The sequence below is a fragment of the Streptomyces sp. NPDC046805 genome, from assembly GCF_040645355.1.
Classification (GTDB): Bacteria; Actinomycetota; Actinomycetes; order Streptomycetales; family Streptomycetaceae; genus Streptomyces.
Genome location: NZ_JBEYYC010000067.1, coordinates 1 through 11,913, shown reverse-complemented (window position 1 = coordinate 11,913; position 11,913 = coordinate 1). Strand labels below are relative to the sequence as shown.

At 69.0% G+C, this 11,913-nt stretch carries 9 protein-coding genes and 2 pseudogenes; 6 read left to right on the top strand and 5 right to left on the bottom strand.

Annotated features, from left to right (window positions below; genetic code table 11):
* Nucleotides 1–555: 555 nt before the first annotated feature.
* Nucleotides 556–1,524: an RNA polymerase sigma-70 factor gene (locus ABZ910_RS35710; protein ID WP_361373511.1), complete on the bottom strand. Its 969-nt coding sequence runs from the start codon at nt 1,522–1,524 to the stop codon at nt 556–558.
* 173 nt (nt 1,525–1,697) lie between these two features.
* On the opposite strand from ABZ910_RS35710, the gene ABZ910_RS35705 reads away from it, so the two are divergent.
* Nucleotides 1,698–2,183: a carboxymuconolactone decarboxylase family protein gene (locus ABZ910_RS35705; RefSeq protein WP_361373509.1), complete on the top strand. Its 486-nt coding sequence runs from the start codon at nt 1,698–1,700 to the stop codon at nt 2,181–2,183.
* Nucleotides 2,184–2,313: 130 nt separating this feature from the next.
* Here ABZ910_RS35705 and ABZ910_RS35700 read toward each other — a convergent pair whose 3' ends face one another.
* Both ABZ910_RS35700 and helR read right to left on the bottom strand, forming a co-directional pair.
* The gene (locus ABZ910_RS35700; protein ID WP_361373507.1) at nt 2,314–2,871 is read right to left on the bottom strand and encodes a peroxidase-related enzyme; all 558 of its coding nucleotides are present in this window, start codon (nt 2,869–2,871) and stop codon (nt 2,314–2,316) included.
* A 148-nt stretch (nt 2,872–3,019) separates the two neighbouring features.
* Nucleotides 3,020–5,170 carry an RNA polymerase recycling motor ATPase HelR gene (helR, locus tag ABZ910_RS35695; protein WP_361373505.1) on the bottom strand — a complete coding sequence of 717 codons (2,151 nt, stop codon included), beginning with the start codon at nt 5,168–5,170 and terminating at the stop codon, nt 3,020–3,022.
* A gap of 533 nt (nt 5,171–5,703) precedes the next feature.
* Between helR and ABZ910_RS35690 the strand changes: the two are divergent.
* A pseudogene (locus ABZ910_RS35690) lies at nt 5,704–5,974 on the top strand (IS200/IS605 family accessory protein TnpB-related protein); the annotation flags it as partial.
* A 1-nt stretch (nt 5,975) separates the two neighbouring features.
* On the opposite strand, the pseudogene ABZ910_RS35685 reads toward ABZ910_RS35690, so the two are convergent.
* Nucleotides 5,976–6,173: pseudogene (locus tag ABZ910_RS35685) on the bottom strand (GNAT family N-acetyltransferase); the annotation flags it as partial.
* 114 nt (nt 6,174–6,287) lie between these two features.
* Between ABZ910_RS35685 and ABZ910_RS35680 the strand changes: the two are divergent.
* Complete coding sequence (locus ABZ910_RS35680) at nt 6,288–6,752, top strand: GNAT family N-acetyltransferase (protein ID WP_361373503.1); 465 nt, start codon at nt 6,288–6,290, stop codon at nt 6,750–6,752.
* Between the two features lie 84 nt (nt 6,753–6,836).
* Here the strand turns inward: ABZ910_RS35680 and ABZ910_RS35675 are convergent, their stop codons facing one another.
* Nucleotides 6,837–7,601 (bottom strand): alpha/beta hydrolase, encoded by a 765-nt coding sequence (locus tag ABZ910_RS35675; protein ID WP_361373501.1) that lies wholly within the window; start codon nt 7,599–7,601, stop codon nt 6,837–6,839.
* Nucleotides 7,602–7,962: 361 nt separating this feature from the next.
* Here ABZ910_RS35675 and ABZ910_RS35670 point away from each other — a divergent pair, with 361 nt between their 5' ends.
* From ABZ910_RS35670 to ABZ910_RS35660, 3 genes are all read left to right on the top strand, one after another.
* Nucleotides 7,963–8,493, top strand: coding sequence for an SRPBCC family protein (locus ABZ910_RS35670; RefSeq protein ID WP_361373499.1), 531 nt, complete (start codon nt 7,963–7,965; stop codon nt 8,491–8,493).
* Between the two features lie 308 nt (nt 8,494–8,801).
* On the top strand, nt 8,802–11,147 hold the full coding sequence (locus ABZ910_RS35665) for a molybdopterin cofactor-binding domain-containing protein (protein ID WP_361373497.1): 2,346 nt from the start codon (nt 8,802–8,804) through the stop codon (nt 11,145–11,147).
* A gap of 8 nt (nt 11,148–11,155) precedes the next feature.
* A complete protein-coding gene (locus ABZ910_RS35660; protein ID WP_361373495.1) occupies nt 11,156–11,632 on the top strand; it encodes a (2Fe-2S)-binding protein in 477 nt (158 codons plus the stop codon).
* The last annotated feature ends 281 nt before the right edge of the window (nt 11,633–11,913 follow it).

Genomic DNA, 11,913 nt, shown 5'->3' with positions numbered 1-11,913 from the left:
GGGAGACCAGCGTGCCCAACACCGTTCGGGGCACACGACTGAGCACGAGTCCTGGCAGCAGGACTCACTCCCGCTCAGTCTCTAGGAACGGTTCACGGAGTATTCCCCCGCATACCTGATCTCGGCCGGTGGTGGGGGAGGGACTTTATCGGCCTGCTGGGTCTCACGTGTGTCCGCTGCGGTCAACTGCCGTTCTCCCTTGTCGACTTGGTCGCCTTCCGAGGCGACATCAAGGTGAACGACGGACGCCGTCGTGTCGAACACACGTGTTTGAGCCGAACCCGGAGCCCCGGGGCAGAGGGCCCGGCAGTGCGTGGCGTACTCACGGACCCTTGCTCGGCTTGGGCGGCCACCGACGCGTCGATGGCCGACACGCCGACGTCGATGTGCGTGTGACAGATGGGGTTTCAGGCGGCGGGAACTTCCTCACCGCGCGGCGGGGTGACGCAGCGGCGTGGGCGTGGTGGTGCCGGTTGGGCTCGTTCCCGGGGGCTCAGACCCAGGACCCGGTTCAGGCCCAGGCCCAGGCTCAAGCCCCGGGCCCGGGCCACGGGTTCAGCGGCGCAGAGCGGTCTCCTGCCGCATGTGTGACAGTTTCTCGGGGTTGCGTACGGCGTAGAGGCCTGTGATGAGGCCGTTGTCGACGCGGAGGGTCACGACAGTGTCGATCGTGCCGTCGAGCCGGAGAACCAGCGCCGGGTAACCATTGACCTGCGCCGACCCCAGCGACCACTCGGCCTCGAGCCTGCCCAGGCCGCCGGCCAGCAGGCGGCTCACCTTGTCGGCTCCCACGACGGGCTGTAGGACGGCCTGCTTGACGCCGCCGCCGTCTCCCAGGAGGACGACATCCGGCGCGAGGATGTCGAGCAGGCCCTGCAGATCGCCCGTTTCGGTCGCCCGTCGGAACGCGTCGAGCGCGTCTCGGGTCTCGGTCGGGGAAGCGATCCCGCGCGGCCTGCGCGCCGCGACGTGTGCGCGTGCCCGGTGCGCGATCTGGCGTACCGCGGCCGGGCTCTTGTCGACGGCTTCGGCGATCTCGTCGTACCCGAGGTCGAACACATCCCGCAGCACGAACACCGCCCGCTCGGTCGGCGTGAGCGTCTCCAGCACCAGCAGCATCGCCATCGAGACGCTGTCGGCCAGTTCGACGTCCTCGGCCACGTCGGGTGCGGTGAGCAGCGGCTCGGGCAGCCAGGAGCCGACGTACGACTCCCTGCGGCGGCCGAGCGTACGCAGCCGGCTCAGGGCCTGGCGCGTGGTGATACGGACCAGGTACGCACGCTGCTCCCGCACCGTGGCGAGGTCGACACCCGCCCACCGCAGCCAGGTCTCCTGCAGGACGTCCTCCGCGTCGGCGGCCGAGCCGAGCATCTCGTAGGCGACGGTGAACAGCAGGTTGCGATGGGCGACGAACGCCTCGGTGGCGGGGTCCGTGTGTCCGGCGTCGGCGGGCTGCCCGGCCGTGTCCGTGGTGTCCTCGACGTCCTGGGTCTCCACGGTGCGCTCGCTGTGCTCGCTCTTCACCGGCTGCTCCTGCCTGTTCGCTCTCGACGGTGCCACGCGCACAGGACGCCCGTCCCCGCGGCTTTGTGACACCCGCGAGCGGTGGCGTACGTCACACGATCATCCCGTCACAGGGAGCGGGCCGCCGGCATCTCGTGTTCGTTCCATACGACACCGCGAGTGAGGACGACATCATGGACGCCCGATTCAATCTGTTCGAGAACGAGATCGCTGCGAAGTTCGCCAAGCGGTTCGCCGGCGCGGGCCTGGTGATCCAGCAGTCACCGCTGCCGAAGTCCACGCAGGAGCTGGTCTCGCTGCGCGCCAGCCAGATCAACGGCTGCGGCTGGTGCATCGACATGCACACCAAGGAGGCCGCGGCCGCCGGTGAAGCGGCGGTCCGGCTCAACCTGGTCGCCGCCTGGCGCGAGTCCACCGTGTTCACCGAGGCCGAGCGTGCCGCGCTGGCGCTCGCCGAAGAGGGCACCCGGCTCGCCGATGCCCACCTCGGCGTGTCCGACGAGACCTGGGCCCAGGTGCGCAAGCACTACGACGACGACCAGACCGCCGCGCTCGTCGCCCTGGTTGCCCTGATCAACGCTGCCAACCGGCTCGCCGTGATCGTGCACCAGCAGGGAGGGTCCTACCAGCCCGGCATGTTCGCCGCCGCGTTCGACTGACCGGCCGGCAGACGAATCCGCCCCGCCTTGGCCCGGCCCAGGATCATTCGATCCGGGCCGGGTCCGCGCATGTCCGGACGCGACAACCGGCACCCAACTCCGGCCCGAGAGCCGACGCGGCTTCGCCTGGTCACGGTGATGGCGCCGGGCCGCCCCGCGGGAGGTACCCGTTCGCCACCAGGGCGGCGCCGATCTCGTCGTACACCGCAGGATCCTCCGGCGTGATCGCCGCAAGCCCGTCCACGTACCGATTGAACATGCAGAACGCGGCCGCGATCAGCACCGTGTCGTGCACGGCCTCGTCGCTCGCCCCCGCGGCCCGCGCCGCCGCGACGTCCTGGCTGGTCACCGACCGGGCATCGCCCCGTACCTTCTCCGCGATCGCCAGCAGTGCCCGCATCCGCTCGTCAATCGGTGCCGTCGCCGGGCCTTGTTGCACGGCCTCGACGAGGGCGTGGTCACCACCCAACGCGTGTGCCGCCGCGGCGCCATGCGCTCCCGCGCAGTAACGGGTCTGATTGCGGTGCGACACGTACGCGGCGATCAACTCCCGTTCGCCCACCGAGAGCGGTGACACGCCGCGCAGCAACTGCTCGGCGAGTGCGCCCAATTGCAGACCGGATGCGGGCTTGCTCGCCATCAGCCCGCGGACACCCGGAAGGTGAGACGGAATTTCGATGTGCGGCATCGTCCACATCCCTGCCTTTCCAACCCGGAAGTGGTGGCGAAGTGGTGCCGGATGGGTGCCGTGCCACCCGCCCAGCATCCCTGTACCCCCTCCCCGCAACAAGCCCCAGTACGGCGCCTGCAGGCGAGCGAGGGGTGCTGATCAGAGGTCAGGCGGCGCGCCCGAGGATCACGAGTTGCCGGGTTGCTCGCGTCATCGCGACATAGCGGTCGACCGCCCCTTCGATGCCGCTGCCGAATGCCTCGGGTTCGACGAGGACGACCAGGTCGAACTCGAGCCCCTTCGACAGCTCCGGTGTCAGCGATCGGACGCGCGGCATTGCCGGGAATGAGGCGTGGCTGATGACGCACGCCGTCCCCTCGGGATGCGCGGCGAGCCAGGTGCCGAGGATCGAGTCCAGATCCGCGACGGAACCATGGACGACGGGGATGTCGCTGCTGCGAATGGAGGTGGGCACGTTGGCGTCGGGGAGTACGGCCCGGATGACCGGCTCGGCCTCCGTCATGATCTCTTCCGGCGTACGGTAGTTGATGCTCAGGCGGGCCACCTCGATCCGGTCGAGTCCGACCCGCTCGAGCCGTTCCTGCCACGATTCGGCGAACCCCTGTCTGGCCTGGGCGCGGTCCCCGACGATGGTGAAGCTCCGGGACGGGCAGCGGAGCAGCAGCATCTGCCACTCCGCGTCGGTCAGTTCCTGAGCCTCGTCCACGACGATGTGGGCGAACGGGCCGGCCAGGGGCTCCCGTTCGGCGCTGGGCAGCGCGGTGTCGTCGATCAGGGTGTCCTGCAGGTCCTGCCCGCGCAGCATCGTCACGGCTCCCTCACCGTCGTCGTCGGCCGCAAGCATGTTGTCGATGACGCCGGCCATGCGCTCGCGTTGGGCAGCTACAGAGGCGTTGTGCCGGCGCTTGCGCAGCGACGCCCGACGGTCGCCGAGCCGCTGACGGGCCGCGTCCAGCAGCGGCAGGTCCGACACCGTCCAGGCCATGGCGTCCCTGCGCTGCAACAGGCGCACGTCGTCGTGGCTCAGCCAGGGAGCGCACATCCGCAGGTAGGCGGGTACCGACCACAGGTCCTCGACAAGGTCCGCCGCGTTGAGCAGCGGCCACGCGCGGTTGAGGGTCTCGTTCAACTCCTCGTCGTGGAGCAACGACCGGCCGAACACCTCGCGCGAGACGTCGCCGTCGAACTTGTCCCAAAGGATCTCGACCAGGGCCTCCCAGATCTGCTCGCGCGCCTCGTTGTGCGCCGTACCCGGCTCCGGTGCCTCGAACGCCTCCGCCCAGTCCTCGGCGCTCAGCCAGACGTCGGACCAGGCGGTCGTGACCGTCGTCCCCTCGGTGGGCGGCGCCTCGTAGAACCTCACCGCCGTCTCGATCGCCCTCACCATGTCCTCGGACGACTTCAGAAGCGCCACGGCCGGGTCGGCCTCGACACCCGCTCCGGCGCCCTCGGCGACGAGGTCCCGCAGGGTGCAGGTCCGGACCCCCTCCTCTCCCAGGCTGGGCAGAACGTCGGCGACGTAGTCCAGGTACGGCTGGTGCGGACCCACGAACAACACGCCGCCCCGACGGTGACCGAGGCGTGGGTCGGAGTACAGGAGGTAGGCGGAACGGTGCAGAGCGACGACGGTCTTGCCCGTACCCGGACCACCGTCGACGACGAGCGCACCACGCGATCCCGCCCGGATGACGGCGTCCTGGTCGGCCTGGATGGTGGCCAGCACGTCGCGCATCCGTGGCGACCGGGTGCCGCCCAGGCTGGCGATGAAGGCGGACTGGTCGTCGAGGGCGGCGTGTTGCTCCAGCCCTTCGGAGGCGAACACCTCGTCCCAGTAGTCGCTGATCCGGCCGTCCGACCAGCGATACCTACGGCGGCTCGCCAACCCCATGGGGTTGGCGTGGGTTGCCGCGAAGAACGGTTCCGCAGCGGGAGAACGCCAGTCCACCAGCAGTCGACGCCCCGCGCTGTCGGTGAGGCCGAGCCGTCCGATGTACACGGGCTCGGTGTGGTCCGCGCCGACCATGCGTCCCAGGCACAGGTCCAGCCCGAAGCGACGCAACGTCCGCAGACGAGCGGTCAGCCGGTGGATCTCGATGTCCCGCTCCATCGCCTCCCGGCCGACGCCGCCGGGCGCCCTGCGCTCGGCGGCGAGACGGTCGGACAACTCGGCGATCGCACGCGCGAGGCACTCCGCGATCGCCGCGAAGTGCTGCTCATCGCCGGCGATCAGCAGTGGATCGGCCTTGGCGGAGATCCGGTCGGGAAGATCGAACGCGCTGGTGGTCAGGGTGTTCACGGCATCAGCTCCGATCCGAGGCTGAAGCCGCGTAGGGCGGTCTCACTGGCTCGGCGTCACCGCACGACGCCATAACTGACAACAGCACACACACGTCGTGAATCTCCTATTTCCGCAGGTACTGGCTTCGGCCTGCGATTGTGCGGTACGACAGGGGGCTTGCCGCAAGCCCCCTGGTGCGCTATACGTTGAGAGTGGCGAGGAGTGGGTGTTCTTATCCGCCAGCCTCGATTGCCGGTGCCCGCCGCGGAATTCCCTTGCGTTCGTGCCTGACTCCTGAGTTCTTGACTGACTCTCGGCGCGCCTCACGAGAACCGCTGCTCACGAGAAGTCGTACAGCGCGAAGTCGATGACCGGTAGGTACCCGATACGCCGGTAGAGGGCGTTGCTGGTGGGGTTGTGAGCTGTTGATGCGTGACGGCACACAAGGGTGTTCTGGTGTGCATGAGCCCATGAGCGAGTGCACGGGCCGGGGTGTGCACCCCGCGCAGTGGGGAACTGGAGTTTGTCTGTCGAATGGGTGACCTTTTCGGGTGGTGGTCGTTGGGTGTGGTGGCGGGTTGCTTCGGCCGGGAGGGGGACGGGGCGGGTGGGGTGCGGGCGTTGGCGGCGCCGTTCGTGGTGCCCGGCCCGGCCGGTGTGGCGGTCCGTGACCGGCTCAAATGCCTGAGCCCGGGGGATGAGATGGTGCTGCGGCTGGTCGGTGAGCATCTGGGGTCGCTTGCCTCCCGTGACCTGAAGACGCGCTGTGCGGCCGGGCTGGACCACGACGGCGACGCATGGGCGGAGCGCAAGCGCGTCCTGCGGCGAGGACGTCACCCGCTCGCTCTAGTCGGCCGAAGACGGGGCCGTCGGCGTCGTACGCGTTCGCCCCCTGCCTGCGCAGCGTCTCGGTCACCGTCAGCGGGAGGGTGTGCAGGGCGGGGCGCGAGTGCAGGAAGTCCCCGGTGCGGGCGAGGAATTCTTCGAGGTTCTCGGTGAGGTGCCAGTCATCTGGGCGCATGCTTCATGATTCCCCGGTGCTGAGGTCGGGCGCCCGTGGTTTTCCGCCGGTGCGAGCTGTTTGATACTGCGTACCGGTTCGGCTAGGTCAGACCTCGCGAAGGAACTGCGCGGCATGAATACCACGGGACTCCGGTCGGCGACGCCGGGCGACAGTGAGTTCTGCTTCCAGCTGCACAAGGCCGCCATGGGCGACTACGTCGCGGCTGTGCGGGGCTGGAACGATGCAGACCAACGCGACTATCACGACTGCCACTTCGCTCCGGAGCACTGGCAGATCATCACGGTCAACGGAGTCGACGCAGGCACCCTGATCGTCGAGTACGGTGCGGCCGAGGTCTACCTGGGGCGGATCGAGCTCCACCCTCACTACCAGGGCCAGGGCCTCGGCACCCGGTTAATCCAGTCCGTCATCGACTCCGCAACCCATCGGGGTCAGGACCTACTCCTCGACGTCCTCGCCGCCAACTCGCGCGCACACGCTCTCTATCAGAGGATTGGTTTCCGCGAGGTGGCTCGTCACGGGGAGAACAACCACAAGATCCGCATGCGTTTTACCCACCGGCAGCCCGAGGGGTGATCGTTCTACGGCAGTGGGGCCCATCCCGGGGGCAGCGGTATCGGCGCCCGACCGCTGGTCAGCCGGACGCCGATACCCGTCACGTCACGCCGGTGACATCACGTCCCGGCCGAGATGCCGGGCGAAGAACCGGGCCGCGCTGTCGGCCTCGAACCTGGGCATTTCCTTGTGCCTGCCCGCGTTGGCGTGCAACGTTTTCTGCGTCGAGGCGAAGGCGTCGAACAGCGCGAGGCCGGACTGGCGCGGGATGTGCTCGTCGTCCCACTGGAGGTGGAACTCGATCGGGACGGTGATCTGCTGCGCAGTCTCGGCCAGGGCATCGGGCCAGTGGAGACCGAAGACCGCGGCGGTGATCCTGGGATCGGCCGCCGTCAGCGGTACCCCGATCGCGGTGCCCATGTTCAGGCCGTAGTAGCCCACCGGTCCTTCGGTGCCGATCTCGGGAAGTTCCTGGAGGGCGTCCAGGGTCGCCTGCCACTCCGGTACGGCGCGCTCGGCCAGGTGGGCGTTGTAGCGAACGACGATCGGGCCTTCCGGCTCACCCGCCGCCCTGGCCCGGTACAGCGCGGCGATCTCCTGCTCGTCGTGCGACGTGCGCGGCCGGTCGCCGTGACCGGGCGCGTCGATGACGGCGACATGGCACCCGCTGCCGGTCACGAGGCGGTGGGCACGGCCCGTCATCGCCGGCCACTTCTTGTGCGTGCCGCCGCCGTGACCCATCAGCACCAGCGGTGCGCGATCGGCGCCGGATGCCGGCGACCAGAGCACGCCGGGGATCTCACCCACGGTGAAGTCACGCTCGACCATTCCGTTCGAGGACGCCTCGGCGGTGAACTGCAGAGAATGCATGGGGTGTTGCCCTTCGGGAGTGTCTTAAGTGCCTTGTTGTTACGGCGCTCCCGGCGACACCTAGGTCAATCGTGCGCCCGTGACGGAGAAGAGGGGAGCACCCACGTCGATACAGCGTTCATGGGTCTCACCTCCTCGCGGCCTGTCACGGTGGCCCGCACGCTACCAACCGGACAACATGCGGCCCAACCCCTTTTTGTTCGCGCTGTGTTGGCCCGCGCCCGCACTCGCAGGGCGGCGCCTACCTCGCACCCCTAAGATCGACGCCAGTCGCCGTCGGGCCGGGACGATCAAGTCTGATCCGGGCTGGTCCGGTTCGGTTCGGTCTGGTCCGATCCGGACCACGAGGGAGGGAGGCACCGTGAGGTACGCCGAGGGGCCGAGTGTGTGCTGTGACGTGTACGTCGAGGCGGAACCGCCGCGGGTGTGGGACTTGGTGACCGACATAGGTCTGCCCGCCCGCCTGAGCCCTGAACTACAGCGCGCGGAATGGCTCGACGGCGCGGAGGGGCCCGCGGTGGGGGCGCGCTTCGTCGGATACAACCGCCACCGGATGATCGGCGAGTGGCGGACCGTCTCGCACGTCGTCGAGCTGGCGCAGCAGCAGGTGTTCGGCTGGGCCGTCGTGGACCCGGACGGCCGGTACGGGGACCCGGTGGCCGACCCCGAGAAGCCCCTGGCCACCTGGCGCTTCGAGCTCGCCTCTGAGGGCACCGGCACCAGGCTGCGGCAGTACGCCCGGATCGGACCGGGGCGCTCCGGGCTCAGCGCGGTGATCGACAGCGCACCGGAGCGGGAGGAGGAGATCGTGGCCTTCCGGCTCGCCGAGCTCCGTACGAACGTGGAAGCCACCTTGCGCGGCATCAAGGCGCTCGCCGAAGAAGCCGACTAGGGCCGTGTCAGCCGCAGTTCGCTCGTAACTGCTGCACGTATGCCGGGCTTCTGCCGGACGTCTGCTCGACTTCCGCCGGGCTTCCGCCGGACTTCTGCCGGCGGATCAAAGGCGAAGTACCGCTGACCCACGGCGCGTCGACGACCACTGCTGGGCCGTGCTGCTGGTGGGTGTGCTGTTGGGGAGCTGTGGGGAAGACGTCAAGGCCCACGTCTTCCGGGGGTGTTGGGGCGCCGTCACCAGGGAGGATCGCGTGGTGTGGTGCACGCGCACCATGGGCGCATTTTGTTTCGCCGGAAGGACGTTTGATGGGGACTGACCATGGCCCTTCGGGCCCCTCGGGACAGGCACCGATATCCGGGGGAGCCGGCATCGGACGCCGGAGATTCCTCGGCTACGTGATGGCCGCCTCGACGCTGACGGTGGCCGCCCAGCTGGGAGAGGCCGCCCTCGCTCCGACGGAGGCGGACGCGGTGGTACCGTCCGCGCCGGGGCCCGCGGAGATCTACGACCTCAACGACATGCTCACCCATGCCACACTGCCGACGGCGAACCTGATCACCATTCGTCTCGACCCCGACGGCACCGCGTCCTTCGCCCTGCCTCGTGCGGAGGTCGGGCAGGGCATCACGACCTCCAGCGCCATGCTCATCGCCGAGGAACTGGACCTGCCGCTGGACAGGATCCGGGTGACGCTGGCGGACGCGCGCCCCGAGCTGGTGTTCAACCAGCTCACCGGGGGCTCGAACACCACCATTTCCACCTACACGCCGATCCGGGTGGCGGCCGCCGTCGCCCGCGGCAGACTCCTGCGGGCCGCGGCACTGGAACTGGGAGAGGCCCTCGACACTCTGACCGCCAAGGCCGGGGTCATCACGTCCTCGGCGACCGGGAAGAGCCTCACCTACGGCGAACTCGCCGAGAAGGCCGCGGCGGTGACCACGAGCCAGGAGTCGGTCACGCTCAAGGAGGCGGCGGACTTCGAGGTCATCGGCACCGCACAGCGGCGTATCGACGCCCTCGACGCGGTCACCGGCCGGAAGACGTTCGCCATGGACCTGCACGTCCCGGGCGCCCTGCCGACCCTGGTGTGCCGCCCGCCGACCATCAACGGCACGGTCCGCTCGGTGGACAACCTCGCCGAGGTGGGTGCCATGCCCGGCATCACCGACGTCCTCCCGGTCTCCACCGGTGTCGCCGTCCGCGGCCGGACCTTCGGCCAGTGCATCGACGCCGTACGGGCGCTACGGGTCTCTTGGGGGCCAGGGGCGGTGGACGACGCCTCCGACAGCACCATCGGCGACGAGCTGCGCAGGGCCGAACTCCCGCTGCCCGCCCTGGACGTGCTGACCAAGTCCGTGGACGCCCGCTTCACCTTCCACTTCGCCAGCAACAGCGCGCTGGAGACCAACTGCGCCGTCGCCGACGTACGTGCGGACTCGGCCGAGATCTGGGGGAGCCTGAAGTCCCCGATCATCGCCCAGGAGAAGATCGCGGCGAAACTCGGGCTGCCCGCGACCGCGGTGAAGGTCCATGTCACCGAGGGCGGCGGCTCCTTCGGCCGCAAGCTGTTCTACGACGCCGCCGCCGAGGCCGCCGAGATCTCCCAGAAGATGGGCAAGCCGGTCAGGCTCATGTGGCACCGTACCGACGACTTCCGCCAGGGCCGGACCCACCCCATGTCCACCTCGCGCGTGCGCGCCTCATACACGCTCGGCGAGGTGCTCACCTACGACCAGCGGCACACCTCCGTGGCCACCGACTTCGGGCACGGAGTCGGCGAGATCATCACCGCCGAGGCGGCTCGGCTGCCCGTCGGCGATCTCGGCTTCTCCGAGACGGTCTTCGCGCTGAGCCAGCAGACCCCGTACCACTTCGGCGTCGTCAGCCAGCTGCTCGCCGAGACCGACAAGGGGTTCAACACGGGCTCCATGCGCAACATCTACTCGCCCAACGTGCGCTGCGCCCAGGAGCTGGTCGTGGACGAACTGGCGAAACGGATGGGCAAGGACCCGTACGCGTTCCGTCGCGCGTTTCTGAAGGAGGGGCGGGCCCGGGCGGTGCTGGACAAGGTGGTCGAGGTCGGCGCCTGGGGCCGGAGCATGCCCGCCGGCACGGCGCAGGGCCTGGCCCTGCACCCCGAGTACCACGGGTACGTCGCGGTCCTGGCCGAGATCGACTGCCGCCCGGAGACCACCGGCCGGAAGATACGCGACGCCTACACCGGACCACGCGTCACCAAGGTCGTGTGTGCGGTCGACGTCGGGCTGGCCGTCAATCCGCGTGGTCTTCAGGCCCAGATGATGGGCGGCATCATGGACGGCATCGCCATCACGCTCAGTTCCGGCCTCCACCTCGACAACGGGCACTTCCTGGAAGGCAGTTGGGACAACTACTTCTACACCCGCCAGTGGAACACCCCGCCCGAGCTGGAGATCGTCGTCATGCCGCCCACCTCCGGAGAGCCCGGTGGCGCGGGGGAGTTGGCCGTCGCGGGCGCCATGGCTGCCGTGGCCTGCGCCTACGGCCGGGCCACCGGCCGCATGCCGACGACGTTCCCGATCAACCACACCGAACCGCTCGGCTTCGAACCGCTGCCCACCACCCCGCCGATCCCCGAGTCCCCCACCGACGGCCTCACCCGCGCCTACTAGGAGCCCCCGTGCCCGAACACACCTTCATCCTCAACGGCAAGCGTGTGACCGTCGACATCGAGGACGACGTACGGCTGCTGTGGGTGCTCCGCGACGTCCTGGGCATCACCGGACCCAAGTACGGCTGCGGGCTCGGCGTGTGCCAGGCCTGCACCAGCCATGTCAACGGCAAGGCGTTCAATCCCTGCTCGGTGCCGGTGAAGGACATCGGCCCCGACGACGAGATCACCACCATCGAGGGCCTGCCCGCCACCGTCAACAAGGACCTGCACCCCATGCAGGAGGCCTGGCTGGAGCACGACGTCGCCCAGTGCGGCTACTGCCAGCCCGGCCAGATCATGACGGCCGTCGCCAAGGTCCGCCAGGCCCGCGAGCAGAACCGCGAGATCACCGAGGCCGACCTGGACGAGATCCGCAACGTCTGCCGCTGCGGCACGTACCACCGCATCCGCGAGGCGATCCTCGCCGGAGCGACGAAGTACTAGAAGAAGTGAGGGACCGGGTCTCTGACCTGCAGCCGTGCAATCGATCAACGCTGCGACCTGCGGCTTAGTCGTCGGTGGTTGTCAGCGTTGGTCGTCGTTGAGCACCCTCCGACGGCCCCGAGACGGCCCGGAGGGTGCTCAACGCGTAGGCGGATAATGGTCCTCGACGCCAGAGTCCCACTTTAGAGGCAATGCCGTTGTTTTAGGCCTCGGGCGTAGGTTCCTGGGTAGTGGTCCCAGGGGGTGGTTCGGTGTCTGCGCGCGTGTCTGAGTTATCGGGC

Coding starts and splice junctions, on each gene's coding strand:
- ABZ910_RS35705 (WP_361373509.1), top strand. CDS start 1,698: ATGGACGCCCGATTCAATCTGTTCGAGAACGAGATCGCTGCGAAGTTC.
- ABZ910_RS35680 (WP_361373503.1), top strand. CDS start 6,288: ATGAATACCACGGGACTCCGGTCGGCGACGCCGGGCGACAGTGAGTTC.
- ABZ910_RS35675 (WP_361373501.1), bottom strand. CDS start 7,601: ATGCATTCTCTGCAGTTCACCGCCGAGGCGTCCTCGAACGGAATGGTC.
- ABZ910_RS35700 (WP_361373507.1), bottom strand. CDS start 2,871: ATGCCGCACATCGAAATTCCGTCTCACCTTCCGGGTGTCCGCGGGCTG.
- ABZ910_RS35665 (WP_361373497.1), top strand. CDS start 8,802: ATGGGGACTGACCATGGCCCTTCGGGCCCCTCGGGACAGGCACCGATA.